This window comes from Pseudomonas sp. GW823-FHT05G12 (assembly GCF_058795575.1).
Genome location: NZ_CM179501.1, coordinates 4271923 through 4297203, shown reverse-complemented (window position 1 = coordinate 4297203; position 25281 = coordinate 4271923). Strand labels below are relative to the sequence as shown.

Here is a 25281-nt window from a genome sequence, read left to right as displayed (position 1 = left end):
TGCAGGGCGAGGGATTGGGGGGCAGGTGTTCGTCACAAGAATTTCAGCGCCGGTGACAGGCGCTGAAAACCTAATGGCGAACACCTGCTGGCCTACTTGGGATAGAGCGGCGGCAAGCTGCCGCTCTCGCCCGTCGGCAGCAACACCTGCTCAGCTGGCGGAATGGTACCAATCGCCCGCCACAAATCCTCCCCCTGCCAATACTGCCCGCTCTCGCTATACAGCGCCCCGTTCAACCCATCCAGCGCATCCGACAACGGCACGAAGCGCGCCGCCATCTCGGCCAGGGTTTCCGGTTGCTGTCGGGCCCAGGCATCCAGCGCCTGGCGCGTAGCCTGGGGGTCGTTGGCCTGGCATGCGCGCTTGAGGTCGTCCAGCAAGGTGCGTGGGCTTGGCCCGTTCTGCGCCGTGCGCAGCACCGCTGGCCGCGAACGGGCGCGCCACCACAGGGCAAAGCCCAGCACGGTGGTCAGGGCAAACACCAGTGTGGACAGCTGCCAGGGCCACAGCAGGGTGCTGGCGCTGCTGTTGTCGCCCACCGGGGTGTCGGCGCTCAGTGCCGGGTTGTCCAGCACGTTCAGCGTGCGCGCCGGCAGGCTGCTGTGTTCCAGGTGGTCTTCGCGGGTGTTCCACCAGGCCACTTCCAGCGCCGGCAAGGCCAGCGTGCCGCTGTGGGTCGGCACCAGGGCCTCGCGCTCTTCGCGGTTGGCGGTCATGCCCCGTTCGCTGATTTCGTTGCGCAGCAGCGGCTGGTCAGGGTAGCGGCGCAGGCCGATGATCTCCGTAGCCGGCAGCGGCGGCAGTTGGGTGCTGGACAAGCCTTCGGCACGCAAGGTGATGTTGCGCGTCAGCGAGTCGCCAATCTGTACCTGCTGGCTGCCCGGGTCGGGGCTCCAGTGCTCTTCCAGGGTCAGGCTGCTGGCTGGCAACCACGGCAAGTCAGCCGGCCAGGCTGCCGGAATCGGCCGTACCGTGAGGCGCAAGGGCAGCGAGCTGACCTGCACCTGGTGGCCGGCGCGGGCCGTGCCATTGGCCTGCGCTGCTTCGTCGCTGCTGGCAGCTGCCGTGGCGGTGAACGTCAGTGACGGGATGTCGAGGGTGCCACTTTGCTGGGCATACACCGCATAGCGGGTTTCGATCACGCCATGACGCACGCCGTTGATTTCCTTTTCATACGTGCGCGACTCGCCCAACGGCTCGACCTTGGCGTTCTCCAGTTGCAGGGGGCTGAGGCTGCTGTCGTCGTACAGCGCTACCGAGTGGTAGATGCGCAGGGTCAGCACGGCTTGGGCCTGGACATAGACGTCTTGGCTGTCGAGGGTCGCTTCGATGAATACCTGAGCGTTGTCCTGGCGGTTGGCATCGGCCTGCAGCACTTGCAGTTCGATGGCCTGGCTGTGCGACTGGCCCAGCCGCAGCTCGGGGATGCGCAGGGTACCGCTGCGCCGTGGCAGCAGGGTGATGATCCAGCGGGTGCTGGCGCGGGTTTCGCCGTCCAGGGTGTGCAGGCTGTTCAGCTGTCGCGTGCCGCGCACTTCGAAGTCACCTTCCAGGGCGCGCAGGTCGGGCTTGCCGAACTGGGTGACGTCCTGGCTTTCCAGGGTCAGTTCCAGGCTTTCGCCAGCTTCCAGGCGGGTGCGGTCGACGCTGGCCTGCAGCAGCGGTTCGGCCTGGGCCAGCAGGGCCCACAGCAGGGTGAGGAGAAAGACGCCGAAGCGACTCATCGTGATTTTTCCTGATGCAATTGCTGTTCATACCAGAATTTGCGTCGCAGCAGCTCTGCCGGGTTGTCGGGGATTTCCCGCAGCCATTGCTCCAAGGCTTGGCGCTGTTCGCCGTCGAGGCTGGTCGACACCGGGCGCTGTGGCGGCTGGATGACACTGTCGTCGCCCCCGGCCTGGTTGCCGGGGGCGGCCTGGTTGTTGCTGCTGCTTTCGCCGGGTTGTTCGAGGCTGGCCTGTTGGTCGTCGCCGGGTGTGCCTTGGGCCGGGCTGCTGGCCGAGCTGCTGTTGCCTTCGGTTTCGCTGCCGGGCGTGTCTTGGGCATCGTTGCCGGGCGGTTGTTCCTCGGCCTTGGCTTCACGTTGTTGCAGCAGTTGCTGCACCAGCGCCTGGTTGTCCAGCGCGGCCTGCAGGTCGGGCTGACGCTCCAGGGCTTGCTCGTAGGCATCCAGGGCGGCTTCCAGCTCGCCACTGCGGGCCAGGGCATTGCCTCGATTGTAGTGGGCTGCTGCAGTGTCGCCTTGGGAAAATGCCTCGGCGGCACCGGCATAGTCGCCGGCCTGGTACAGGGCCATGCCGCGCCATTGCGGGTTCTGGAAGTGACGCGCAGCGCTGGCCGGGCGGTTTTGCTCCAGCAGCATCTGGCCTTGCTGGTCGGGACGCAGCCACAGGTCGTTGAGCTCGAAAGCATGGCCAGGCTGCGGCAAGGCCAGCAGCAGCGGCAAGCAGAACAGCCAGCCGCGCCGGCCGGCGCAGGCGGCCAGCAGCAACAACGGAATCAGCAGCCAGTACCCTTGGTCGGCCCAGCTGTCCAGTTGCAGGGTCTGGCCGTCATTGCGCCCGCTCCGCGGGTTGTCGAACAGGCCCAGGCCACGCAGGTCGAGGTCGTCGATGCGGGCGTGCCGGTAGCGCCCGCCCGTGCCGCTGATAAATCCCTTCAGGCTGGCGCTGTCCAGGCGAGGCAAGAGGATGCCGCCCTGGTCGTCTTTAAGGTATTCGCCATTGGCCTGGCGCACCGGGGCGCCTTCGCGGCTGCCGATGCCCAGCATCAGCAGGCTTGGGCCCTGGCGGCCGAGGGCCTGGGTGATGCCCTGGCGCTCGGCGGCGCTGAGCGCCGAGCCTACCAGCAGCAGGCGGCCTTGGCCGAGGCCGCTCTGGGCCAGGAGCGCCAGGCCTTTTTGCACGGCCAGGTCGGCACGCTGGCCGGGTTTTGGCATGATCGACGGGTCGATGGCCTCGAGCAAATTGCGGGTGGTGGCCAGGTCGTCGGACAGCGGCACCAGGGTGTGCGCGGAGCCGGCATACACCACCAGCGCCGTCTGGCTGTCGCGGCGGTGTTCGAGCAGGTCGAGGATCTTGCGCCGGGCCTGTTCCAGGCGGTTGGGCGGGCTGTCCTCGGCGAGCATTTGCGGGGTCAGTTCGAGCAGGATCACCAAGGGGTCGGCCGGGCGCTGACGGCTTTCTTCCAGCCGCTGCCAGCTGGGCCCGAGCAGCGCCAGGATCACCAGTAACCAGGCAAGGCCCAGCGCCACCCACGGCAGTTTGCTGGTGCTGCCGCTGCCGCCACCCAGCAGTACACCGTGGAAGGCTGGCGGCAGAATCATCTGCCAGCGCCCGGCGCGCTTGCGCCGGTGCCACAGCTTGTACAGCAGCCAGCCGAGCACGGGAACCGCCAGCAGCCAGAGCGGGCGCAGCCATTGGGGCCACAAGTCGATCATCGCCGCCTCCTTAAACGCAGGCGCTTCAAGCGCTGGCGCCATTCCGGGTGCGGCTGCAGGAAGCGCGGCTTGCGCAGCAGGCGCTGCAACAGGTTGTCGGGCCACTGCACGGCCACCACCAGCAGCACGCTGAGCAGCAGCGCCAGCGCCAGGGGCCAGGCGTACAGGGCCTGGGCTGTGCGCGCCTGGGTCGGTTGCTGGGCCACTGGCTCCAGTTGGTCGAGGGTATCGCCGATAGCGTCCAGTTCGGCGCCGTCATGGGCGCGGAAGTAGGCACCGTGGGTGATGTCGGCAATTTCCTTTAGCGCGGCTTCGTCCAGGTCCAGGCTCGGGTTGAGGCCGAGCAGGCCTGGGGTGCCACTGGCTTCGGGGTTGGCGCCGATACCGATGGTGTAGATGCGCACGCCTTCCTGGGCCGCCAGGCGGGCGGCTGTCAGCGGGTGAATCTGCCCGCCGTTGTTGGCGCCGTCCGTGATCAGCACCAGCACCCGGCTTTGTGCCGGGCGTTCGCGCAGGCGTTTGACCGCCAGGCCAATGGCGTCGCCGATGGCGGTGTTCTTGCCTGCGATGCCGATCTGCGCCTCGATGAGGAAGGTGCGCACGGTGCGCCGGTCAAAGGTGAGCGGCGCCTGCAGGTAGGCCTGGCTGCCGAACAGGATCAGGCCCACGCGGTCGCCTTCACGGTCTTGCAGGAAGTCGCCCATCAGCGCCTTGACCAGGTCGAGGCGGCTGATGTCCTCGTTCTGCCACTGCATGTCGGGGAAGTCCATCGACCCGGACACGTCCACCGCCACCAGCAGGTCGCGGCCGCTGGCGGCGATCGGCACCGGTTCGCCCAGCCATTGCGGGCGCGCGGCGGCGCACAGCAGCAACAGCCAGATGACGACGAACGGTGCCTGCTGGCGCCAGGTGGGCAGGTTGAGCCGCGCGCGGCGCCCGGCCAGGCCTTCCAGTTCGTTGAGGAAACCCACCTTGAGCACCGGTTCACCACTGTCGGCAGCGGGCAGCAGCAGGCGCGCCAGCCATGGCAGCGGCAACAGGGCGAAGACCCACGGCCAGGCCAGTTCAAACATGCTTGCGGATCCAGATTTCGACGGCTTGGCTGAGCCCGGCGATGGCTTTGTCGTCGAGCTTGCACTCGGGTTTATAGGCGCCTTCTACCAGTACCATCCAGCGGGTCAGGCCGGCGGCCGGGCAGCGGTTATCCAGAAAGGCCAGCCACTCGCGGCCGTTGAGGGTGTGGCTGTTGGCGCCTGGGTAGTGGTTGCGGCACAGGCGCTTGAGCAGGGCGTTGATCTGTTGCAGCCAAGCGCCGGCCGGGGCGCCGTCATACGGGCGTGGCAGGCGGGCCAGCTCGGCCAAGGCCTCCAGGCGCACCGGGTCCAGGGGTTGTTCGGCGCGCACGATGCGGCGTTTGCCCGGGCGCCAGCGGCGCAGCCGCCACAGGCCCCAGCCCAGGAGTGGCAGGACGGCCAGCAGCAGCCACCAACCCGGTGCGGGTGGCCACAGGCTGACCGGTGCCGGGGCGATCAGTGGGTGCAACTGGTCGAGCGGGTTCATGACGCGCTCCGTGGCCGCTGGGCGTTCAGGTACTCGCGCAGTTGTTCGACCATTTCACTTTGCGTGCTCAGTGGCATCAGCACCACCCTCAGCTTTTGCGCCATCAGCTCCCAGCGCTCGATGCGGGCTTCGGCCTGCTGGCGGTAGGCCTGGCGCAGGTTGGCGTCGAGGGTATCGAGCTCCAGCTGGGCACTGCGCTGGGCGAAGCGCAGCAGGCCGGCGGCGGGCAACGCGTGGTCGAGCGGGTCGGATACTGGCAGCAACAGCAGGTCGCAATGCCGTGAGAGCATGGCCAGGTGCTGTTCCACCTGGGCGCTGAGCGAGCGTTCATCGCAGATCACGATGGCCAGGCTGCCGGGGCGCAGCACTTCGCGGGCGCGGCGCAGGGCCAGGCCGAGGCTGTCGGCCCCGGGTATGGCTTCGGTGTGCAGTGACTGGTTGACCTTTGCCAAGCGGTTGAGCAGTTGCAGCAGGCTTTGCTTGCTGCGTCGGGGCTTGATTTCGTGGTGTTCGTTGTCGCCGAACACCAGGCCGCCGATGCGGTCGTTGTGGCCCAGCGCTGCCCAGCCGAACAGCGCCGCAGCCTGGGCTGCCAGCACGGACTTGAACATCAGCCCTGAGCCGAAGAAAAGCCGTTGGCTTTGCTCGACGAGGATGAAGATCGGCCGCTCGCGTTCTTCGTGGAACAGCTTGGTGTGCGGCTCCTGGGTGCGCGCAGTGACACGCCAGTCGATGTTGCGCACATCATCGCCGGCCTGGTAAACGCGCACCTGGTCGAAGTCCACACCGCGCCCACGCAGCTTGGAATGGTGCAGGCCCACGAGTGGGCTGCGCTGGCCGGGCTTGGAAAACAGCTGGATTTCGCGCACGCGGTGGCGCATGTCGATCAGCTCGGCAAGGCCAATGCGGATGCCGTGTTCGGCCAGCTGCGCAGTGGGCATGGGGTCAGGCAACGGCGACGACGTCGAGGATGCGCTGGACCACGCGGTCCTGGTCGATCCCTGCCGCCTCGGCCTCGAAGGAGAGGATGATGCGGTGGCGCAGTACGTCGAACAGCACGGCCTGGATGTCTTCGGGGCTGACGAAGTCGCGCCCGGCCAGCCAGGCATGGGCACGCGCGCAGCGGTCCAGCGAGATGGAACCACGCGGGCTGGCGCCGTAGGCGATCCAGTCGGCCAGCTCGGTGTCGAACTTGGCCGGGGTGCGAGTGGCCATGACCAGCTGCACCAGGTATTCCTCCACGGCGTCGGCCATGTACAGGCCAAGGATTTCCTTGCGCGCGGCGAAGATGGCCTGCTGGCTGACCCGGCGCTCAGGCTTGGTCTCGCCGCCCAGGGCTTCACCCCGGGCCTGCGCCAGGATACGCCGCTCTACGGCGGCGTCGGGGAAGCCGATTTTTACATGCATAAGGAAGCGGTCGAGCTGGGCTTCGGGCAGCGGGTAGGTGCCTTCCTGCTCGATCGGGTTCTGCGTGGCCATGACCAGAAACAGCGGCGACAGGTCATAGGTGCTGCGGCCCACGCTGACCTGGCGCTCGGCCATGGCTTCGAGCAGCGCCGACTGCACCTTGGCCGGTGCGCGGTTGATTTCGTCGGCCAGCACCAGGTTATGGAAGATAGGCCCCTGCTGGAACACGAAGCTGCCGGTTTCCGGGCGGTAAATCTCCGTGCCGGTGATGTCGGCCGGGAGCAGGTCGGGGGTGAACTGGATGCGATGGAACTGCGCTTCGATGCCTTCTGCGAGTTCTTTGATGGCTTTGGTCTTGGCCAGGCCCGGTGCCCCTTCGACCAGCATGTGGCCGTCGGCCAGCAGCACGATCAACAGCCGTTCGACCAGTTTTTCCTGGCCTAGGATCTGGGTAGAAAGAAAAGTGCGCAGCGCGATCAGCGCTTCACGGTGTTCCATCGGCGACGGTTCCTGGTAGGGGGCCTGAGGCGGCGTGAGGCAGCAGCCTTGGCAAGGGGGGATACTTTAATCTATCCGGGGGGGCGACCACCAATGGCGGCGGGTAAATTTATCGTTGCAGACGGGCCTGCGGGCAAAGAAATGTCCCACGCATGGCTGGCCTTTGCCTGATGGTCCGTGACGGCGTGCTGGCGCCTGCTTGTGCTTTTCGGACAAGCAGGAGGCACGATGATGAAAATGAGCAGCGCCAGCACGGCAAACCTTACGCCGGTCACCCTGCGTTTTGGCGTGTTCTTCGATGGCACCGGAAACAACCTGCACAATGCGACGGCGGAGGGTGAGCAGGGTGACAAGGGCGGCAGCTATGGCAACGCCTTGAGCAATGTGGCCCTGTTGCATGCGTTGTATCCGGCTGATGCGGTCTATGCCGACGGGCCGCAGGCGTTCTTGAAGCGCTATGTGGAAGGCGTGGGCACGCTGGCGGGTGAAGCCGACCATGTCTACGCCTCGGCCACCGGGCATGGGCGCACAGGGGCCGAGGCCCGGGTTGCCGAGGCGTTGCAGGGAATGGCCGAGCAACTGCAGGCATGGCGCCAGGCGCATCCGCAGGCGACGCTGGAAGGGGTCGAGTTCGATCTTTTCGGTTTCAGCCGCGGCGCGGCAGCGGTGCGGCATCTGGCCAACCTGCTGCACGAGGGCGCGGGCGGGCTGTTGTCGTTGGCGTGCAAAACCTCGATCAACTTTATCGGCCTGTTCGACACCGTGGCGGCGATCATCGCGCCCTTACAGGGTGACTTCGACCCTGCAGACGGCCGCCACGGTGGCCTGCGCCTGGGCCTGGGTGCGGATATTGCCCGGCACGTGGTGCAGCTGGTGGCCGAGGACGAGCGGCGGCATAACTTCTCCCTGGTGCGCAGTGGCCACGACATCGTGCTGCCGGGCGTGCACTCGAATATTGGGGGTGGTTACCCGGAGACCCTTCTGGAGCAGGTGCTGCTGTGCAAGCCGCAGTCCCAGTGCGTGCCTGCCGGCACGCGTGTCGAGCAGTGCCGCGTACATGCCAAGGTGAGTGCCTTGCTGGCTTCGACGTTTGCCGATATGGGCGAACCCAGGCCGCAAGTGATGACCTGGGAGGAGCCGAGTGCGGGCGGGCGGCGGGACGAGGCGCAAAAGCAGGTCTATGCGGCGGTGTACCGGGAGCGGCACGTGGCGGGGCACTTGTCCCGGGTGTACTTGAGCGTGATGCGGGCGTTGGCGGTGCGCGCTGGCGTGCCGTTTGCCCCGTTGGGGGCGCAGGCAGAGCATCGGCTGCCGGATGAGTTGTCGGGCATCAGCCGCAAATTGCATGCGTTCGCCTTGGGGGAAACTGGCCAGGTGGGGTTGAGCGAGGAAGAACAGCGGCTGCTGCGCGACAGATACGTGCATGCGTCAGCGAACTGGAACGCCCTGAAGGGCTTGCGCAACAGTGTGCTTGATGTGCTGTTCGTCAATCGGCCGGGGGCAGGCGGGCGCGTGGTGCATGCCAACCCGGCGCAATGAATGACTGATCCTGGCCTGGCAATGCTGCACCGGGCCTACAGGGCGCGCGCCAGCTGTTCAGTCGCGCGCCTTCTGGCTGAATACATCTCCTGTGCCAGGGTCAGCAGCACCGTCAGCAGCATGAACACCACCGATGCGATGAAAATCCCGTTGGGCAGGCGCTGATCGAGCATCCAGCCGAATGCCACCGGCCCGATGGCACCGCCGACGTTGAACCCGGTCGACACCAGGCCGAAGGTTTTGCCCTCGGCCCCGGGTGGCGCCGCCGCCTTGACCAGCATGTCCCGTGATGGGGCGATGACCCCGGTGAGCAAGCCGATGGCACCCAGTACGACCACCAATGCCCAGCCCTGCAGCAGCCCCAGCGCCACCAGTGCAGTCAGCGCAGCCGCCAGCGCGAAGGCCAGTGCCGCCACCAGGCCATGGCGCCGGGTACGGTCGGCCAAAGCGCCCCCGCACAGCACGCCGGCTGCGCTGCTCAGCAGGAAAGCGGTGAGCGCGGCGTTGGCCCAGGCCAGTGTCAGGCCTTGGCCCTGGACCAGGGCGGCTACGGAGAACTTCTCGATGGCACTGGTGCTCAGGTTGAGCAGGATGAACAGCACCGTCAGCACGCCGATCATGGGTGTGAACAAGCGTACCCGGCCTGTTGCTGCGGCCGGGCCTGCGCCTTGTGGGTTGGCAGGCCTGGCGACCCGGTACACGCCGCTGCCGGGTATCGATATCAGCAGCAACGCGGCTACCCCGAATACCGCGCCCGCCGCCAGGGCTGCCCGCGTGCCGAACGCTGCGGCGATGCCGAGAAATACGGCTGGGGTAACGGCCGAACCGAGGAAACCGGCAAAGGTATGAATAGAGAACGACCGCCCCAGGCGTGCGGGCTCGATGCCGTTGGCCAGCAGCGCATAGTCGGCCGGGTGGTACACACCATTGGCCAGGCCAGCCATGGCCATCGCCACCAGCAATACCGCATACCCGGGGCTGGCCGCCAGCAGCACGAAGCTGAGGCTGCCCAGCAACAGCCCGGCCTTGAGCACTTTACGTGCACCATAGTGGTCGACGGCATAACCCAGCGGGGCCTGTACCAGCGCGGAGACGATGTTGAACACCGCCAGGGCTACGCCCAGCTCTACGAAGCCCACGCCCAGCAGGCTGGGCAGCACGGGCAGTAGCGCCGGGATCAGCATGATGTGCACGTGGCTGACGAAGTGCACGGCAGCAATTTGGGTCAGCAGCTTGGGGCCAGCGTGGGGCATGTCGATACCTGTTGAACAGCGTGCGCCCCTGGCGCACGGCAAGGTGGTGGAAAGCTCGCTTAGCGGGAGGCGCCGCGCAAACCGGGCAGGCGACCGTTCAGGACAACATGGGCCAGCAGACCAATGACCAGGCCCCAGAAAGCCCCGCCAATGCCCAACAGGCTGATGTTGGCCGCCGCCGCCAGGAAGGTGATCAGTGCTGACTCGCGTGAACGGGCATCGGCCAGGGCGCTGGCCAGGCTGGCGCCGATGGTGCCCAGCAGGGCAAGGCCCGCCAGGGTGGTGATAAAGGTGCCCGGCAGGGCCATGAAGACACTCGCCAGCGTGACCCCGAACACCCCGACGAGGATGTAGCAGACACCGGCAGCGATACCCGCCACCCAACGCTTGTCCGGGTTTTCATGGGCTTCCTTGCCGGTGCAGATGGCCGCGGTGATGGCCGCGATGTTGAACGCGTGTGAACCGAAGGGCGCCATCAGCAACGAGCCCATGCCGGTGACGGCGACAATAGGGTTGGCGCTGGTCTTGAAACCATCGTTGCGCAGCACCAGCATGCCGGGCATGTACTGGCCGGTGAGGGTGATCAGGAACAATGGCAGGGCCACGCTGAGGGCCGCGTTGAGGGAGAAGGTGGGCGCGGTGAAAACCGGTGAGGCAAATTCCAGCCGCAACGTGGTCAGGCCCACTTGCCCCTGCAGCAACAGGTACCCCAGGCCCAGCAGCAGTATCGCGACCACGGCGTAACGGGCGGTGAAGCGTTTGAAGGTCACATACGCTGCAATCAGCAACCCGGCTAGGGTGGGGTCGACCGACAGGCTGGCAAAGGCACCGATGCCGAACTGCAGCAGGATGCCGGCCAGCAGGCCGGCGGCAATGCCGCCGGGCACGACGCGCACCAGCCGCTCGAAGCACCCGCTCAGCCCCAGCACCACGAAGCCGGCGGCCGACAGCAGGTAGGCACCTATGGCCTCGCTGTAGGGCACGCTGGCCAGGGCGGTGACCAGGAACGCGGCGGCTGGCGTGGACCAGGCTGTGATGACCGGCTCGCGGCTGTACCAGGACAATGCCAGGCCGCTGAGGCCGACGCCGATCGACACCGCCCAGACCCACGATGATGTCAGCTCCGGGCTCAGCCCGGCCACTTTGGCCGCCTGGAACACCAGGATGAACGTGCCGCCGTAGTTGACGATCACCGAAACGAGTCCGGCAATCACCGGGTGAAGGATGTCTGTCAGCCTGAGCGGGGTTGCAGAGCTTTGAGCAGGCGCGTCCATGGTTGCCTCTGGTAATGGTCAGATGAGGAGCAGTTTTGTGCGGCGAAGGGGTAATCCGACTGCAGCGTCATTGGCCCGTTCGCAGCCCAAGGCTGTTCCTGAAGAAAAAGGCTGCCCGACAGCGACAGGCTGCCGGGCAGGTTTGGGCATCAGTTGGTCAGCGCCACCAGCAGGTTTTTCAGGTGGTTGCTGCCTTGCGCATCCAGCGGCTGCAGGGGCAGGCGTGGGGCGCCGACATCCTGGCCGAGCATTTTCAGGCCGGCCTTGATGGTGGTCGGCAGGCCACGGCGGGTGATGTACTCCAGCAGCTCGTACTGGCGGTAGAACAGCGCACGGGCTTCAGCCAGATCGCCTTGTTGTACGGCGTCCCACAGCGCCAGGTTGAGTGCCGGGATCAGGTTGGGCGCGGCGGTACACCAGCCCGTGGCGCCGGCCACCAAGGCTTCCAGGGTCAGCGGGTTGCAACCGTTGTAGAACGCCACCTGCCCATCTGTAGCCGTGAACAGGCGGTGCATGCGCTGGATGTCACCGGTGCTTTCCTTGACCATGGTCACATTGGGCACTTCGCCGAGGATACGCAGGATCAGCTCCACCGACAGGTCGGTGCCGCTGGTGCCCGGGTTGTTGTAGAGCATGATCGGAATGTCGATGGCGGCGCCGACCGCCTTGTAGTGGGCGACCACTTCGGCTTCGGTGAGCTTCCAGTAAGAGATGGGCAGCACCATCACTGCCGTAGCACCGCAGGCCTGTGCCAGGCGGGCACGCTGCACGGTGCGGGCGGTGGTCAGGTCGGAGACGCTGACCACGCTGGGTACGCGCCCGGCAATGCGTGCCTGGCTGAAGCGCACCACGGTTTCCCATTCGCTGTCGGACAGGTAAGCCCCTTCGCCGGTGCTGCCCAGCGGCGCGATGGCGTGCACGCCGTCTGCGATCAGGCTATCGATGGACGTGCCCAAGGCATCCAGGTCGAGTGTGCCGTCTGCCGTGAAGGGAGTGATGGTGTAGCCGATAACGCCGCGAATTACAGGTGTAGACATGACCAGGCACCTTTGCCGTTGTTGAGGAAAGAGTACAGCTTCGATCAGCCCAGGCAGTCGCCATGGGCACGCAAGGCACGGCGCGCGTAGTAGCTGAAGGCAGCACCGTGACGTTTAGGGGTGGAAATCCAGTCGTGGGCCTCTTTGCCCAGTGCTTCGGGGATGGGGCGGATGTCACCGGCGCCCATGGCCAGCAGTTGCATCTTTGCTGCGCGCTCGAACAGCAGGGCGAGCACGCAGGCTTCCTCGATCGAACGCCCAGCGATCAGCAGGCCATGATGGGAAAGCAGGATTGCGCGCTTGTCGCCAATCGCGTTCGCGATGATTTCGCCTTCTTCGTTGCCCACCGGTACACCGGGCCATTCCTTGAGGAATGCACAGTCGTCGAACAGGGGGCACAGGTCCATGTGCGAGATGGCCAGCGGAACTTCCAGCATCGACAAGGCGGCGCTGTGCAGCGGGTGGGTGTGGATGATGCAGTTGACGTCGGGGCGGGCGCGGTACAGCCAGCTGTGGAAGCGGTTGGCCGGGTTGGCCATGCCATGGCCTTGCAGCACCGTCAGGTCTTCGTCCACCACCAGCAGGTTGGAAGCGGCGATTTCGTCGAAGCCAAGCCCCAGTTGTTGGGTGTAGTAGGTGCCAGGTTCCTGCGCACGCGCAGTGATCTGCCCGGCCAGGCCAGAGTCGTGGCCGCCGTCGAACAGGATACGGCAGGTGAGGGCGAGCTTTTGTCGCACGGTGTAGGTGTTGTCGGTCAGCGCCGTCAGCATCTGTTGCTGGGCGAGTTTGACAAGCTGGTCCTTGGGGGTGTGCATGGTGGTCGTCATGGGCGGTACCTGCAGGGGGTTGAGACTAGGGATGGCTGATCGGCGTGGAGGCGACGCCAGGACACGGCGTTGATCATAATGACACAAAGTGTCATATGCAAGCGATGTGTCATCCTTGCCTCAGGGGCGTCAACCCATCAGTGCCAGCGCAATCTGTTATGGCGTGCATACGCAACTGGTATTACTTGCCCCGGCTTCACGCTGTTTAGCATCGATCGGGTCTTAACCGTCGACGAGAACAACAACGTGAACCTTGGAACCCTATCCAGTCGAAGTGCCAGATACTGGCCTGAACGTCTGGCGGTGATCGACCGCCACACCCGGCTGACCTTCGCTCAGCTCGAACAGCGGGCCAACCAGCTGGCCTCGGCCTTGCTGGCACAGGGCATCGCCACGGGCGAGCATGTCGCCATCCTGGCGCCCAACCGCGCCGAACTGGTGGAAGCAGAGGTGGCTTTCTACAAGGCCGGCCTGGTCAAGGTACCGGTCAATGCGCGCCTGGCACCGGATGAAGTGATTCAGGTGCTCAACGACGCCTGCAGTGTCGCGCTGATCGCCGATGCGCAACTCGCCCAGGCGTTGCTGGCCCGCAGGCAGGAGGTACCTGCGTTACGCTTGATCGTGACCTTGGGTGAGCGGGGCGGTGACATCACCTATGCCGCACTGCTGGCCCAAGGCAGTAGCCAGCCAATCAGCTGCGACCTGCCTGACGACGCCCTTGCCGTTTTGCATTACACCTCTGGCAGCTCTGGTGTGCTCAAGGCTGCGATGCTCAGCGTGGGCAACCGCAAGGCGCTTATCCGCAAGAGCCTCGCCAGCCCTACCCGTCGCGCCGCCCCGGGCGATGTCATGGCTCACGTCGGGCCTATCACCCATGCCAGCGGCATGCAGCTGATGCCACTGCTGGCGGTCGGTGCGTGCAACCTGCTGCTGGAGCGCTACGACGACCAGCTGTTGCTCGAGACCATCCAGCGCGAAGGCGTAACCCGCTTGTTCCTGGTACCTGCCATGATCAATCGCCTGGTCAACTTCCCCGATGTCGAGCGCTACGACCTGAGCAGCTTGCGCCTAGTGATGTACGGTGCCGCGCCGATGGCACCAGCGCTGGTGAAGCGGGCTATCGAGGTATTCGGGCCGATCCTGGCCCAGGGTTACGGTGCTGGCGAGACCTGCTCGCTGGTAACCGTCCTGACCGAACAGGACCATTTGTGCGAGGGCGGCGACTACCGGCGCCTGGCCTCATGCGGGCGTTGCTACTTCGAGACCGACCTGCGCGTGGTGAACGACCACTTCCAGGACGTCCAGCCGGGAGAGGTGGGCGAAATCGTAGTCAAGGGCCCGGACATCATGCAGGGCTACTGGCGCGCACCCCACCTCACCGCCGAGGTGATGCGCGACGGCTACTACCTGACTGGCGACCTGGCCACGGTGGATGAGCAGGGGTATGTGTTCATCGTCGACCGCAAGAAAGAAATGATCATTTCCGGTGGTTTCAACATTTACCCCAGCGAGGTCGAGCAGGTGCTCTACAGCATGCCGCAGGTGTTCGAGGCGGCGGTGGTGGGGGTGCCTGACGAGCAGTGGGGCGAAGCGGTGCGGGCGGTGATCGTGCTCAAGCCGGGGATGGCGCTGCAGGAGCAGGACGTCATCGAACATTGTGCCCAGGCCCTGGCCGGTTTCAAGAAACCACGCGCCGTGGATTTCGTCAGCGAGCTGCCGAAAAACCCCAACGGCAAGGTGGTGCGCCGGTTGATCCGTGACGCCTACTGGCAAAACAGCGAACGCCGTATCTGACACGAGGAACGACCATGTATCAGCCAAGCGAAAAGGCCCAGCAGATCATCGAGGCCATCAGTGGCTTCGTGCGCAACGAAATCCTGCCCCTGGAACAGCAAGCCGGTCTCAGTTGGGCAGAGCCGCACCCGCGGGCGGTGCTGCAGCAGGTATGGCAGCGCTCGTGCGAGCAGGGCTTCTACAACATCATGCTGCCCGAGGCGATAGGTGGCGCCGGGTTGAGCGTGTCAGACCTGTGTGCGGTCAAGGAAGCCACGGTGCTCACCGGCTCGATGCTGGCGCCGCACATTCTCGGTGAGCTTTCCGGACCGCCCCGTATCGGCCATCTGTTCAAGGTGGCGAGCCCGACCCAGATCGAGGCGTTCCTGCAGCCGGTGTGCCGTGCCGAAAAGGCCGTGTGCTTCGCCCTGACTGAAAGCGAAGCCGGCTCTGATGCAACGGCGATCAAGACCTCCGCACGGCGGGAAGGTGAACACTATGTGCTCAATGGCGCCAAGCGCTACATTTCAGGGGCGCCCTATGCCGACATCGCCGTGCTGCTTGCGGTGACGGATCCCGGGCGCGGTGCCCAGGGGATTTCGGCGTTCTTCGTCGACCTGAGCGCACCGGGGGTAAGGGTTGAAAGCGATTATTCGGTCATGTCCGGCGGTGGTGCGCATGGCGACATCATCCTTGAGGACGTACGGGTGCCGGCGGCCAACCGCATCGGTGAGCAGGGGCAGGGTTTCAAGCTGGCGATGGGGCGCATCACCCTCAACCGCCTGCTGCATTGCCCCACCTTGCTGGGGCTGGCCGGCCTGGCACTGAACCTCTCGATCGACTATGCCCGCACGCGCAAGCAGTTCGGCCAGCCTATCGCCATGTTCCAGTCGATCAACCACATGATCGCCGACATGGCCACCGAGCTGCACGCTGCACGCAGCATGGTCTACGCCACGGCAGCGGTGAATGACGCCGGCGGCAATATCCGCACCCAGGCCCCGATGTGCAAGCTGTTCGTTTCGGAGACGGCCTTCCGCATCGCCGATCGCGCCGTGCAGATACACGGCGGTGCCGGGCTGCTGCGTGGCAACCCGGTGGAGTGGATATTCCGTGCGACACGTATGATGCGCATTCTCACGGGAACCAGCGAGATCCAGCGCAACACCATCGCCAAGGGCGTGCTCATGCCTGAGCAATGACGCGGTATGCCCGGCCCGTGGCGGCCGGGCTCTCCAGACAATAACAAGAACGAGAGATCATCATGACTCATACTGACACCCCCGCACGTGCAGGCACGGCCTGGATGATTGCGGTACTGCTGGCGCTGTTGATGCTGGTGAACTTCCTGGACAAGGTGGTCATCGGCCTGGTGGCGGTGCCGATGTCCAGGGAACTGGGCTTGTCCCCTGCCGAGTTCGGCCTGGTAGGGGGCGCACTGCACTGGTTCTTCGCCATCTCGGCGGTGATAGGCGGCTTCATGGCCAATCGCCGGCCAACCCGCACCCTGCTGCTGGGGATGGGCGCGTTCTGGGCGCTTATCCAGTTGCCCATGTTGTTCGTCAGCTCGCTGTGGGCGATCGTCGCCTGCCGGGTGCTGCTGGGTATTGGCGAGGGACCGGCCTCACCGGTGGCTACACATGCCTTGTACAAGTGGTTCCCCAACGACCGTCGCAACCTTCCCGTGGCGCTGTTGCATACCGGCAGTGCGCTGGGGCTGTTGGTAGCGGGTGCCATGATCCCATGGATCAGTGTGCACTACGGCTGGCGCATGAACTTCATCGTGCTGGCGGTGATCGGCGCGGTGTGGTGTGTGCTGTGGTGGTGGCTGGGCAGCGAGGGCAACCTCGACCGCATTCGCCCGGGCCAGCGTGAAGAAGGGCAGGTCCCTGTTCCCTATCGTCGGCTGCTCGGTGACCGCACGGTACTGGGCAACTACTTGTGCCACTTCGCCGCCAACTGGTCCCTGGCGTTGACCTTGACCTGGGTACCGAGCTACCTGGAAACCGGGCTGGGGATTGACCCGATCATGACCGGCCAGGTGTTCGTTCTGTTCGTGGTGGTTACCACGCCGTTGAGCCTGTTCATGGCCTGGCTGTCACAGCGAATGATGCGTGCCGGGGTTGCCACACGCTGGTCGCGCGGTGCGTTCGTTTCCGTGTGCCTGATCGCCAGCGGGCTGCTGTCGGCGGCATTGTTTCTGCCGGGGCTGAGCAACGTCGAGCGGATCGTCAGCCTCACCTTCAGCGGCGGGCTGGCGCTGGTGATGTACTCCGTGGGGCCTGCCATGCTGGCGGAGTTCACGCCCAGCGGGCAGCGCGGCGGCATTCTGGCGATCGGCAACGGTATCGCCTCGTTGGCCGGGCTGTCGGCACCGGTGGTCACCGGTTTGCTGGTGCAGGGCGCCGGGGCCGGGCACACGGCAGGGTTTGGCCAGGGTTTTCTGGTGTGCGGCGCGGTGCTGGTGATTGCCGGGCTGATCGGGCTGGCCTGGATGGACCCGCAGAAAACCCGGCAACGTCTGGTGCAGGTTGGCACGGCTGCGCCAGCCCAGGCGTGATGTTCACAGCGCTCAGAGGCTCTGCTCCGCCAGGGCCTCGCGCTCGATCAAGGTGCCTTTCCAGCGCTCGCTGCGCACCGCATCCACCAGCAGTGCGCGCACCAGGTCGCGCATGCAGGCGGCGGCGAACGACAGCGGCTTGTGCTGCGAGTGGGCCAAGGCGATGGTGCGGGTGATGCGCGGCTCCACTATCAGCCGCGCGCTGGCAGGCGCGGCCAGATCCAGCAGCGGCGGCCAGTTGCTGATGGTGGCCGCCAGGCCAGCACGGACCAGGCTGGTGATACCGGGGGCAGACTGCTGTTCGTAGCTGGAGTCCAGTGTCACACCGGTTTCCATGGCAGCCTGCTCGATGCGCCTGCGCAAGTGCAGGCTACGGGGTGGCATTACCAGGCGGCTCGCTGCGGCCTCAGCCAAGGTGATGGGCGACTCGTCAGGGCCGTGCCCAGGCAGGCCGACCCAGTACAGGTCTTCGGAAAACACGGGCTCGGCGACCACATGGACAAGCTCTTCGGCGTTGGGCACCACGCCGAAATCCACCTTGCCCAGCTCGATCGCCTGGCCACCTTCGCGGCTCAGGCCATCCCATACGGTGAGCTTGATCCCCGGGAAGCGTGCCTGGGCCTGGGTAATGATGGCCGGCAACAACAGTGCCGAGGCAGTGGCGGGAATCGAGATGGCCACGTGCCCCTTGGGGTTGCCGCGGCTGGATTTCAGCTCGTCCTTCACCGAATCGAGCTGCTGCACGACCGATCGTGCCACTTCGTACAACTGCCGCCCGGCATCGGTCAGTTCGATACCGTCATGCTGGCGCGCCAGCAGTTGCATTTCCAGTTCGCTCTCCAGCAGGCCTATCTGTCGGCTCAAGGCCGGTTGGGCGATGAACGCCTGGCGTGCGGCATTGGAAAAACTGCCGGCTTCGACAATGGCGATCAAATAACGCAGCTGTTTCAAAGTCATCGTGATTCTCAGGCTATGCCGAAGTGATATGGCAACCATCGGGAGACGCTATTTGTTTCAGCCCCGGTGGCCTACTTAGTATCGGTAAGCAGCAAAACGAGGATAACAGAAACGTTCGAATAATTACCCAAGCCCTTGCCTGCAGGCCTTTGCGCCGTACTTAAGCATTAACTCGCAATTCACTCTCTAATAAACACAATAAGAGGTTAAGAGTGATGGCATCTCGTATTTCCGGTCGCTCGGGACCGTGGTCGGTACTTGCCTCATCAGTACTTTTTTCTGCATCTGCCGGTGCCGCTCAGTTTCACTGGGGTGAACTTGAGGGGCAATTCGACTCGGCGCTTTCCTTTGGTACCAGCATTGCGACTGTCAACCCTGACCCGGCCCTGCACAACAGCGCCAACAGCGATGACGGCCGCCTGAACTTTGCCTCCGGCGATGTGTTTTCAGCGGTGTTCAAAGGCACCCATGACCTGGAGCTCAAGCACGACAACCTGGGGGTGTTCCTTCGCGGTACCTACTGGTACGACACGGCCCTGCGTGATCACGATCAGCGCTTCAAGCAGGTCGAGGACAACAACCGCAAGCGCTCAGCCAAGACCGCAGGCAGCCAGCTGCTCGATGCCTTCGGTTACTACCTTTACGACATCGACGGCCAACCGGGTTCGCTCAGGCTGGGCAAGCAGGTGGTCAACTGGGGTGAGAGCACCTTCATCCAGGGCGGACTGAACGTCATCAACCCCTTCAACCTGGCGGCCTTGCGCCGCCCCGGCTCGGAAGTGAAGGACGCGCTGGTGCCGGTGAACCTGTTCTACTTCACCCAGAACCTCACCGAAGCGCTGTCGGTCGACGGTTTCTATCAGCTGGACTGGGAACAGACCCAGCTCGACAACTGTGGCACGTTCTTTTCGAACAACGACTTTTTGCCCGATGGGTGCGATGGCCTCGACGTGGGCGCCAAATTGCTCGGCAACCCCACAGCCGTGGCGGGGCTTGCGCCGTTCGGTGTGAACCTCACCAGCGAAGGCGTGCGCATACCTCGCGGCAGCGACCAGGATGCCCGCAACAGCGGGCAGTGGGGCGTTTCGCTGCGCTGGTACGTGGCGGCGCTGGACACCGAGTTTGGTGCTTACGCGGCGAACTACCACAGCCGCACGCCTTACCTGGGTACGGTCAGCAGCCCGTATTTCGACAACCGCCGTTTCGCCCCGCAGTTGTGCGCCAACCTCGCTATCGGGCTTGCAGACTGTGCCGCTTTTCTGGGTTCCAGCGCAGGCCAGTCGCTGGTCGGCGCGCTACGCCTGGGTACCTCGCAGTACCGGATGCAATACCCCGAGGACATTCGCCTCTACGGCCTTTCGTTCTCCACCACCCTGCGCACCGGCACGGCGCTGCAGGGGGAGCTGAGCTACCGGCCGAACATGCCCATGCAGCTCAACGGTACCGACATCATCCAGTCGCTGTTGAACGTCGATGGCCGCTCGCCATTGCTGGGTGACGGCCTGCGGCCAGACAGCGCCAGTACGTTGTTCGACGGCTACCGCCGTAAAGAGATGACCCAGTTGCAGGTAACCGCTGTTCACGCTTTCAGCCAGGTGATGGGGGCCAACCAGTTGCTGTTGATAGGCGAGGCGGGCGCCACCTACGTCGGCGGTCTGGAGGGCGCCTATGGCCCCCGTTACGGGCGCTCGGGCACGTTCAACAGCGGCGAACTGGCGGACAACAGCGTGTGCGTGGCCATTTCCAAAACCCCTGAGCATTGCAACGACGAAGGCTTCATGACCCCGTTTTCCTGGGGCTACCGGCTGCGCGCCACCTGGGCCTACCCCAACGTGATTGCCGGCTTCGACCTGCGGCCGAACCTGTCCTGGGCACATGACGTGCACGGCACCGGCCCGGTGGAGGGGTCGGCGTTCAGCGAAGGCTCCAGGGCCATCAGTGTCGGGTTGGATGCGACGCTCGCCAGCACCTACAGCCTGAGTGTGTCGTACACCGACTTTATCGACGGCGACTATGGCACCCGCGGCGACCGGGACTTCATCTCGCTGAGCCTGGGCGTCACTTTCTGAGGGCATGACAATGAAAATGCGCATGGTGATGATCGGTCTGTTCTGGGTCAGCGGCGCGCTGGCGGCAGCCGGCCTGCCCGACAACCTGACCCCGGTGGGGGCCGAGCGTGCTGCCAGCCCCGACGGGCGCATCCCGGCCTGGCAAGGTGGGTTGAGCGCGGCCCAGCAACGCCTGGGCGACAACGGCACGCCGCTGGACCCGTTTGCCGATGAGCAGGCTCTGTACCGGATCACGGCCGCCAACTACCGGCAGTACCGAGGTCAGCTTACCGACGGCCAGGTGGCCTTGCTCAAACGCTTCCCAGCCAGCCTGAGCTTGCCGGTGTATCCCACCCACCGCAGTGTTGCGGTTCCCGACGCGGTCGCGGCATCGGCGGCACGCAACGCCGAGCAGGCGCAGCTGGATGACCAGGGCAACGGTTTGCGAGGTTTCACGGGTGTCATCGCCTTTCCGCGGCCAACCAACGGCCTGGAGGTGATCTGGAACCACCTGACCCGGCATCGCAACGTGAGTTACAGCCTGAGCTCCGACAGCGTCACGCCGCTGAAGAATGGCCGCTTCGTGCTGATGAGCGCGCGTCAGGAAGTGGCCCGGCCCGAAGGTTTGGCCCGCCTGGGGGAGGGCAATGTACTTTATTACTTCACCTACCGCATGACGGCGCCCTCGCGGCTTGCCGGTGATGCGATGGTGGTGCACGAGACACTGGACCAGGTCGCCGAGCCGCGCTTGTCCTGGGTGTACAGTGCCAGCCAGCGGCGGGTACGGCGGGCGCCGAACATCGCCTATGACACCACCGGCCCAGGCACCGCCGGCCTGCGGACCGCCGACAGCCGCGACATGTTCAATGGCGCGCCGGACCGGTACGACTGGAAGCTGCTGGGCAAGCAGACACTGCACGTGCCCTACAACAGTTACCGCTTGGCATCGCCCGAGCTGCGCTATGCCGACCTGATCAAGCCAGGCCACATCGACCCGGCACCGACCCGCTACGAACTGCACCGGGTATGGGTCGTGGAGGCGACGTTGAAGCCCGGGGCGCAGCATATCTACGCCAAGCGCCGGTTCTACCTGGATGAAGACACCTGGGCCATTCTCGAAACAGACAGCTACGACGCGCGTGGCGAGCTGTGGCGCACCTCACAGGCCCATGGTTTCTTTCACCCCGGCGGCCAGGTGGCAGTCAACGCCATGGAGGTCACCTACGACCTCAAGAGCGGACGCTACCATGCATCGGGCTTGATCAACGAGCAGCGTCGGCCCTTTGCTTTCAATGTGCGCACCAGCCTTTCGTACTTCTCGCCCGGCGCCCTGCGCAGCTTTGGTGTGCGCTGATGGGCGTGCCTGAACCACGGCCTGACTGGTCGCGGCGGCTGTTGGGGCAGGGTGAAGCGCCTGATCCGCGCTTCACGCTGGCCAACGAACGTACCTTCCTGGCCTGGGTCCGGACCGCGCTGGCGCTGCTGGGTGGCGCAATCGCCATCGAAACCTTCGCCGGCCACGTCCTCGAGACACCCCTGCGGCTGTGGCTGGTCGCTGGCCTGATGCTGCTGAGTGCATTGCTGAGCGCTGGCGCCTGCCTGCGCTGGCTGCGGGTAGAGCGGGCATTGCGTCAGCGACGTCCGTTGCCGTTGCCGGCACTGGTGCCCTTGTTGGCGCTGGGCTGCCTGGTCGCCGTACTGCTGGCAGGTCTGGTCCTGTGGCCACGCTGGCATGGGTGATCCGGGCCTGCAGGCAGAACGCACCGAGTTGGCCTGGCGGCGCACTGTGCTGGCGCTGGTGGTGGTGGCGGGGTTGGCCTGTCGTCAGGGCGATGTGTACGTGCTGACATTGGCGGGCGTGGCCGCGCTGGCGCTGCTGACTCGCCAGGGACGGCGTTACGAGCGGGGCCTGGCGATGTTGCAGGCCGAGCGCGGTCAGCCTGCGCCCTGGGGAGTGCTGGCACTGGGCAGCGTGGTGTGGCTGATGGCACTGGCAGGCTTGTGCCGGTTGGCGAAGGGCGGCTGAGCACAGTGCCGGCGCCGCCCGCTGCCGCTCAGGGCGTGACGATATTGAAGCGCGAATCAGCCTCTTCCAGCCCCCCCATGAATTGCAGGAACTTCACCCGCTCGCCTTTGATTTCGATTGCCCCTGCTGTGGCTTCCTTGAGAAAGCCTGTCTGCTTCAAGGCAATGCTGTCCAGTGTCTGTTTGCGCATGATGACCTCTACATCGGCCTTGGCGTGGCGCGCCAGGTCGCGGTGGGTGAGGACGCCGTTGCGCAGGGTGAGGGCGTAGTCTTCGTCCAGGTCGGAAAACCGCCAGTTGATGGTCAGGTCGCTATCGGCAGCCTTGTAGGCATTCACCCGCACGCCCAGGTAGTCGAAAAACAGGCTGGGTGTCAGGGCCCGCACCATGTCATCGGCATTGCCGCCACTACCCGCACCGGCGGCCACGCCTGAGCGCAATTCCTGCGCGCCACTGAGGTAGGCATTGCGCCAGGTGGTGTTCTCACTCTGGTAACCCAGCTGCTCGAGCGCGTCGGCCTGCAATTCGCGGGCCTCGGTGTTGTCCGGCTCGGCGAATACCAGATGGTTGACCAATTGCGCCACCCAGCGATAGTCGCCCTCGGCGAAGGCCTGGCGGGCCTGGGTCAGCACCTGATCGGCACCTCCCATGGCCGCCACGTAACGCTTGCCGGCCGCTTGCGGTGGCAATGGGTCGAGGTTGGCCGGGTTGCCGTCGTAGAACCCCATGTAGCGTTGATAGACGGCCCTGACGTTATGGCTGAGCGAACCGTAGTAGTCGCGGCTGTACCATTTGCTTGCCAGGCGCGGCGGCAGATTGGCCAGGGTCTGGGCAATTTCCATGGGTGTCTGGCCTTGATTGATCAGGCGCAAGGTCTGGCTGTCGAGGAAGGCGTACATATCACGCTGGTCAGCCAGGTAGTCGCGGATGGCCGCTTTGCCCCAAGTGGGCCAGTGATGCTGGGCGAACACCACCTCGGCCTGGTCGCCATAGCGCACCAGCGACTGGTCCAGGTAATGGGCCCACACTTTCGGATCGCGCACCAGTGCCCCGCGCAGCGTCAGGACGTTGTGCTGCACGTGGGTGGCGTTCTCGGCCATGCACAGTGCCTTGAACGCCGGGAAATAGATGTTCATTTCCGCCGGCGCCTCGGTGCCCGGGGTCAGTTGGAACTCCACCTCCACGCCGCTCAGGGTCATGCGTTGCAGCGGTTGGCTGATTTCGAGCGTCGGCGCGATGAGGCTGATGGTGGCATTGGCCGGGACGCCCTTGCCCAGTCCGGCATCCACCTGGCCTCGCGGCCCGCGAGGCAGGGGGGAGCCGTACATGTACTGGGCGCGGCGCTTCATGGCCGGACCGGCCAGCACGTTCTCACCGATGGCATGTTCGAAGAACCCCTCGGGCGCGATGACCTGGACTTTGCCAGCCTTGACGTCCGCCTCGTTGATCACCCCGCGCACGCCGCCGAAATGGTCGACGTGCGGGTGGGTGTAGATCACCGTGGTCACCGGCTTGCGCGGACGGTGCTTGAAGTACAGTTCGAGGCCCGCTTTGGCGGTCTCCACGGCAAGCAGCGGGTCGATCACGATCAGCCCGTCCTGCCCCTCGACGATGGTCATGTTGGCCAGGTCCAGGCCGCGAAGCTGGTAGATGCCCTCGGTGACCTTGAACAGCCCGGCGATGTTGTTCAACTGAGCGAGTCGCCACAAGCTCGGGTTTACCGTGGCAGGGGACTGCGCCGGCGCCAGAAAAGCATACTGGGCCAGGTTCCACACGGTCTTGCCATCGGCCGTCGCGACTGGCCCGTCGAACCGCTCGACCAGCCCACGCCGGGCTGTTTCGTAATCGACGCGATCCTCGAAGGGCAACCGTTGCAGCCACTGCTGGTTGCTGGCCTGAGTGGCCGGGGTGGCATCCTTGGCCGCTGTTGCGGCCAGGCTCGGAAGGGGGGCCAGCAGGGCAAGCGCCAGCATCGACAGTGAAAAACGCATGGGATGTCCTTGTTGTTCTTGGGGCAGAACACTCTAGGGGAGGGGCTTGCACACCAGCCAATACCAGAGCGGCATGGCCGCTATCGCGTTTCCTGATGGCTTCAGGCCGGGGGCAGCGTGAGGATCTGTTCGACCAGCCAGGCCAGGGCGGGGTCGTGCTGACGGTGGCTCAGGTGCACCAGTTCCAGTTCGAAAGGCTCCAGGGCAAAAGGCAGTTCGTGCACCGCCAAAGGCAGCAGGTGCGCAAACTGTTGGGCCAGTTGCCGCGGCAGCACCACACACATGTCGGTGGCTGCGGCCAGATGGGCGGCCTGCAGGTAGTTGGGCGTGGTATAGGCGATTTGCCGGGTCAGGCCTTGCTCGGCCAGCCACTGGTCGACCATGCCCCGGGTCTGGCCGCCGTGCACCCAGATGTGCCGCAAGCCCAGGAATGCGTCGAGGTCCAGTGCCTGGCCTGGCGCCAGGTGCGGGTGCTGTTTGCGCAGCGCTATCTGCAGGGTTTCACGGCGCCAGGGGTGGCGGGTGAAGCGCGCCGGCACCTCGTCGAAACGGCCCAGTACCAGGTCGAGGTCGCCCCGGTCCAGCGCCTCGGCCGGCAGGTTGGGGGCCAGGTGCACCACGTCGATGCGCACGTTGGGGGCCAGTAGCTCCAGCCGCGCCAGGAGTGGCGGCATGCACAGCTGTTCGACGAAATCGGTGAGGGCAATGCGCAACTGGCGATGGCTGCGCTGAGGCTCGAAGCCATCGCCGGTGCCCAGCGTCTGCTCGATCTGCTGTAACGCCGCACGTATCGGCCCCTCCAGTGCCAAGGCCCGTGGCGTCGGGCGCATGCGCCGGCCCACGCGGACCAGCAGCGGGTCGCCCAGCTGGTCACGCAGGCGCGCCAGGGCATTGCTCACGGTCGGCTGGGTCAGGGCCAGACGCTCGGCTGCCCGGGATACGTTCTGTTCACGCAGCAACATGTCGAAGACGCGCAGCAGGTTCAGGTCGAAGTTCGAAATATTCATGCTGAAAATATATGGCATACGAAATGGAAATTTCAAAAATACCTTCGGCCTGCTTAGGGTGATCACAGTCCTCATACCTACAAGAA

21 protein-coding genes are annotated in these 25281 nt (G+C 65.2%); 8 read left to right on the top strand and 13 right to left on the bottom strand.

Annotated features, from left to right (window positions below; genetic code table 11):
* Window positions 1-92: 92 nt before the first annotated feature.
* Genes AC3RCM_RS19600 through AC3RCM_RS19575 form a run of 6 tightly spaced genes read right to left on the bottom strand, consistent with a single transcriptional unit; the run spans window position 93 to window position 6904 of the window.
* Window positions 93-1724 (bottom strand): BatD family protein, encoded by a 1632-nt coding sequence (locus AC3RCM_RS19600; RefSeq protein WP_457252088.1) that lies wholly within the window; start codon window positions 1722-1724, stop codon window positions 93-95.
* Window positions 1721-3439: a vWA domain-containing protein gene (locus AC3RCM_RS19595; RefSeq protein WP_457252087.1), complete on the bottom strand. Its 1719-nt coding sequence runs from the start codon at window positions 3437-3439 to the stop codon at window positions 1721-1723. The genes AC3RCM_RS19600 and AC3RCM_RS19595 overlap by 4 nt, the downstream gene beginning before the upstream one ends.
* The gene (locus AC3RCM_RS19590; protein WP_010953038.1) at window positions 3436-4512 is read right to left on the bottom strand and encodes a vWA domain-containing protein; all 1077 of its coding nucleotides are present in this window, start codon (window positions 4510-4512) and stop codon (window positions 3436-3438) included. The genes AC3RCM_RS19595 and AC3RCM_RS19590 overlap by 4 nt, the downstream gene beginning before the upstream one ends.
* Window positions 4505-4999: a DUF4381 domain-containing protein gene (locus tag AC3RCM_RS19585; RefSeq protein ID WP_010953039.1), complete on the bottom strand. Its 495-nt coding sequence runs from the start codon at window positions 4997-4999 to the stop codon at window positions 4505-4507. The genes AC3RCM_RS19590 and AC3RCM_RS19585 overlap by 8 nt, the downstream gene beginning before the upstream one ends.
* A complete protein-coding gene (locus tag AC3RCM_RS19580) occupies window positions 4996-5940 on the bottom strand; it encodes a DUF58 domain-containing protein (protein WP_020193144.1) in 945 nt (314 codons plus the stop codon). Before AC3RCM_RS19580 ends, AC3RCM_RS19585 begins: the two co-directional genes overlap by 4 nt.
* A 4-nt stretch (window positions 5941-5944) precedes the next feature.
* The gene (locus tag AC3RCM_RS19575) at window positions 5945-6904 is read right to left on the bottom strand and encodes an AAA family ATPase (RefSeq protein WP_003247242.1); all 960 of its coding nucleotides are present in this window, start codon (window positions 6902-6904) and stop codon (window positions 5945-5947) included.
* A 228-nt stretch (window positions 6905-7132) separates the two neighbouring features.
* Between AC3RCM_RS19575 and AC3RCM_RS19570 the strand changes: the two genes are divergently transcribed.
* Window positions 7133-8443, top strand: coding sequence for a phospholipase effector Tle1 domain-containing protein (locus AC3RCM_RS19570; RefSeq protein WP_492629086.1), 1311 nt, complete (start codon window positions 7133-7135; stop codon window positions 8441-8443).
* Window positions 8444-8478: 35 nt separating this feature from the next.
* Here AC3RCM_RS19570 and AC3RCM_RS19565 read toward each other — a convergent pair whose 3' ends face one another.
* The 4 genes from AC3RCM_RS19565 to AC3RCM_RS19550 all read right to left on the bottom strand — a co-directional run bounded on the left by AC3RCM_RS19565 (window position 8479) and on the right by AC3RCM_RS19550 (window position 12834).
* Window positions 8479-9696: an MFS transporter gene (locus AC3RCM_RS19565; RefSeq protein WP_104887265.1), complete on the bottom strand. Its 1218-nt coding sequence runs from the start codon at window positions 9694-9696 to the stop codon at window positions 8479-8481.
* Between the two features lie 59 nt (window positions 9697-9755).
* On the bottom strand, window positions 9756-10970 hold the full coding sequence (locus tag AC3RCM_RS19560; protein WP_104887266.1) for a benzoate/H(+) symporter BenE family transporter: 1215 nt from the start codon (window positions 10968-10970) through the stop codon (window positions 9756-9758).
* 149 nt (window positions 10971-11119) lie between these two features.
* Window positions 11120-12007 carry a dihydrodipicolinate synthase family protein gene (locus tag AC3RCM_RS19555; RefSeq protein ID WP_003247248.1) on the bottom strand — a complete coding sequence of 296 codons (888 nt, stop codon included), beginning with the start codon at window positions 12005-12007 and terminating at the stop codon, window positions 11120-11122.
* Window positions 12008-12051: 44 nt separating this feature from the next.
* Window positions 12052-12834, bottom strand: a complete 783-nt coding sequence (locus tag AC3RCM_RS19550; protein WP_003247249.1) for an aldolase — start codon at window positions 12832-12834, stop codon at window positions 12052-12054.
* A 246-nt stretch (window positions 12835-13080) separates the two neighbouring features.
* On the opposite strand from AC3RCM_RS19550, the gene AC3RCM_RS19545 reads away from it, so the two are divergent.
* From AC3RCM_RS19545 to AC3RCM_RS19535, 3 genes are all read left to right on the top strand, one after another.
* Window positions 13081-14628, top strand: a complete 1548-nt coding sequence (locus tag AC3RCM_RS19545; RefSeq protein ID WP_033725201.1) for an AMP-binding protein — start codon at window positions 13081-13083, stop codon at window positions 14626-14628.
* Window positions 14629-14642: 14 nt separating this feature from the next.
* Window positions 14643-15809, top strand: coding sequence for an acyl-CoA dehydrogenase family protein (locus AC3RCM_RS19540; protein ID WP_020191767.1), 1167 nt, complete (start codon window positions 14643-14645; stop codon window positions 15807-15809).
* Between the two features lie 104 nt (window positions 15810-15913).
* The gene (locus AC3RCM_RS19535) at window positions 15914-17167 is read left to right on the top strand and encodes an MFS transporter (protein WP_492629698.1); all 1254 of its coding nucleotides are present in this window, start codon (window positions 15914-15916) and stop codon (window positions 17165-17167) included.
* 12 nt (window positions 17168-17179) lie between these two features.
* Here the strand turns inward: AC3RCM_RS19535 and AC3RCM_RS19530 are convergent, their stop codons facing one another.
* Window positions 17180-18124 carry a LysR family transcriptional regulator gene (locus AC3RCM_RS19530; protein ID WP_003247253.1) on the bottom strand — a complete coding sequence of 315 codons (945 nt, stop codon included), beginning with the start codon at window positions 18122-18124 and terminating at the stop codon, window positions 17180-17182.
* Between the two features lie 215 nt (window positions 18125-18339).
* Here AC3RCM_RS19530 and AC3RCM_RS19525 point away from each other — a divergent pair, with 215 nt between their 5' ends.
* Genes AC3RCM_RS19525 through AC3RCM_RS19510 form a run of 4 tightly spaced genes read left to right on the top strand, consistent with a single transcriptional unit; the run spans window position 18340 to window position 22198 of the window.
* Entirely contained in the window at window positions 18340-20193 is a 1854-nt protein-coding gene (locus AC3RCM_RS19525; RefSeq protein WP_492629085.1) for a DUF1302 domain-containing protein, read from the top strand.
* A gap of 22 nt (window positions 20194-20215) precedes the next feature.
* Complete coding sequence (locus AC3RCM_RS19520; RefSeq protein WP_064492353.1) at window positions 20216-21526, top strand: DUF1329 domain-containing protein; 1311 nt, start codon at window positions 20216-20218, stop codon at window positions 21524-21526.
* A complete protein-coding gene (locus AC3RCM_RS19515; RefSeq protein WP_020191763.1) occupies window positions 21526-21912 on the top strand; it encodes a YidH family protein in 387 nt (128 codons plus the stop codon). Before AC3RCM_RS19520 ends, AC3RCM_RS19515 begins: the two co-directional genes overlap by 1 nt.
* Window positions 21905-22198: a DUF202 domain-containing protein gene (locus AC3RCM_RS19510; protein WP_049586660.1), complete on the top strand. Its 294-nt coding sequence runs from the start codon at window positions 21905-21907 to the stop codon at window positions 22196-22198. The genes AC3RCM_RS19515 and AC3RCM_RS19510 overlap by 8 nt, the downstream gene beginning before the upstream one ends.
* A gap of 28 nt (window positions 22199-22226) precedes the next feature.
* Here the strand turns inward: AC3RCM_RS19510 and AC3RCM_RS19505 are convergent, their stop codons facing one another.
* Both AC3RCM_RS19505 and AC3RCM_RS19500 read right to left on the bottom strand, forming a co-directional pair.
* Entirely contained in the window at window positions 22227-24188 is a 1962-nt protein-coding gene (locus AC3RCM_RS19505; protein WP_336088585.1) for an alkyl/aryl-sulfatase, read from the bottom strand.
* A gap of 101 nt (window positions 24189-24289) precedes the next feature.
* Window positions 24290-25213, bottom strand: a complete 924-nt coding sequence (locus AC3RCM_RS19500) for a LysR family transcriptional regulator (RefSeq protein ID WP_492629084.1) — start codon at window positions 25211-25213, stop codon at window positions 24290-24292.
* Between the last annotated feature and the right edge of the window lie 68 nt (window positions 25214-25281).

Bases quoted from the DNA above. Each gene is read 5' to 3' on its own strand.
- AC3RCM_RS19550 (WP_003247249.1), bottom strand. From the start codon at position 12,834: ATGACGACCACCATGCACACCCCCAAGGACCAGCTTGTCAAACTCGCC.
- AC3RCM_RS19520 (WP_064492353.1), top strand. From the start codon at position 20,216: ATGGTGATGATCGGTCTGTTCTGGGTCAGCGGCGCGCTGGCGGCAGCC.
- AC3RCM_RS19580 (WP_020193144.1), bottom strand. From the start codon at position 5,940: ATGCCCACTGCGCAGCTGGCCGAACACGGCATCCGCATTGGCCTTGCC.
- AC3RCM_RS19525 (WP_492629085.1), top strand. From the start codon at position 18,340: ATGGCATCTCGTATTTCCGGTCGCTCGGGACCGTGGTCGGTACTTGCC.
- AC3RCM_RS19570 (WP_492629086.1), top strand. From the start codon at position 7,133: ATGATGAAAATGAGCAGCGCCAGCACGGCAAACCTTACGCCGGTCACC.
- AC3RCM_RS19565 (WP_104887265.1), bottom strand. From the start codon at position 9,696: ATGCCCCACGCTGGCCCCAAGCTGCTGACCCAAATTGCTGCCGTGCAC.
- AC3RCM_RS19555 (WP_003247248.1), bottom strand. From the start codon at position 12,007: ATGTCTACACCTGTAATTCGCGGCGTTATCGGCTACACCATCACTCCC.
- AC3RCM_RS19530 (WP_003247253.1), bottom strand. From the start codon at position 18,124: ATGACTTTGAAACAGCTGCGTTATTTGATCGCCATTGTCGAAGCCGGC.
- AC3RCM_RS19540 (WP_020191767.1), top strand. From the start codon at position 14,643: ATGTATCAGCCAAGCGAAAAGGCCCAGCAGATCATCGAGGCCATCAGT.
- AC3RCM_RS19585 (WP_010953039.1), bottom strand. From the start codon at position 4,999: ATGAACCCGCTCGACCAGTTGCACCCACTGATCGCCCCGGCACCGGTC.
- AC3RCM_RS19515 (WP_020191763.1), top strand. From the start codon at position 21,526: ATGGGCGTGCCTGAACCACGGCCTGACTGGTCGCGGCGGCTGTTGGGG.
- AC3RCM_RS19595 (WP_457252087.1), bottom strand. From the start codon at position 3,439: ATGATCGACTTGTGGCCCCAATGGCTGCGCCCGCTCTGGCTGCTGGCG.
- AC3RCM_RS19500 (WP_492629084.1), bottom strand. From the start codon at position 25,213: ATGCCATATATTTTCAGCATGAATATTTCGAACTTCGACCTGAACCTG.
- AC3RCM_RS19590 (WP_010953038.1), bottom strand. From the start codon at position 4,512: ATGTTTGAACTGGCCTGGCCGTGGGTCTTCGCCCTGTTGCCGCTGCCA.
- AC3RCM_RS19535 (WP_492629698.1), top strand. From the start codon at position 15,914: ATGATTGCGGTACTGCTGGCGCTGTTGATGCTGGTGAACTTCCTGGAC.
- AC3RCM_RS19560 (WP_104887266.1), bottom strand. From the start codon at position 10,970: ATGGACGCGCCTGCTCAAAGCTCTGCAACCCCGCTCAGGCTGACAGAC.
- AC3RCM_RS19575 (WP_003247242.1), bottom strand. From the start codon at position 6,904: ATGGAACACCGTGAAGCGCTGATCGCGCTGCGCACTTTTCTTTCTACC.
- AC3RCM_RS19600 (WP_457252088.1), bottom strand. From the start codon at position 1,724: ATGAGTCGCTTCGGCGTCTTTCTCCTCACCCTGCTGTGGGCCCTGCTG.
- AC3RCM_RS19505 (WP_336088585.1), bottom strand. From the start codon at position 24,188: ATGCGTTTTTCACTGTCGATGCTGGCGCTTGCCCTGCTGGCCCCCCTT.
- AC3RCM_RS19510 (WP_049586660.1), top strand. From the start codon at position 21,905: ATGGGTGATCCGGGCCTGCAGGCAGAACGCACCGAGTTGGCCTGGCGG.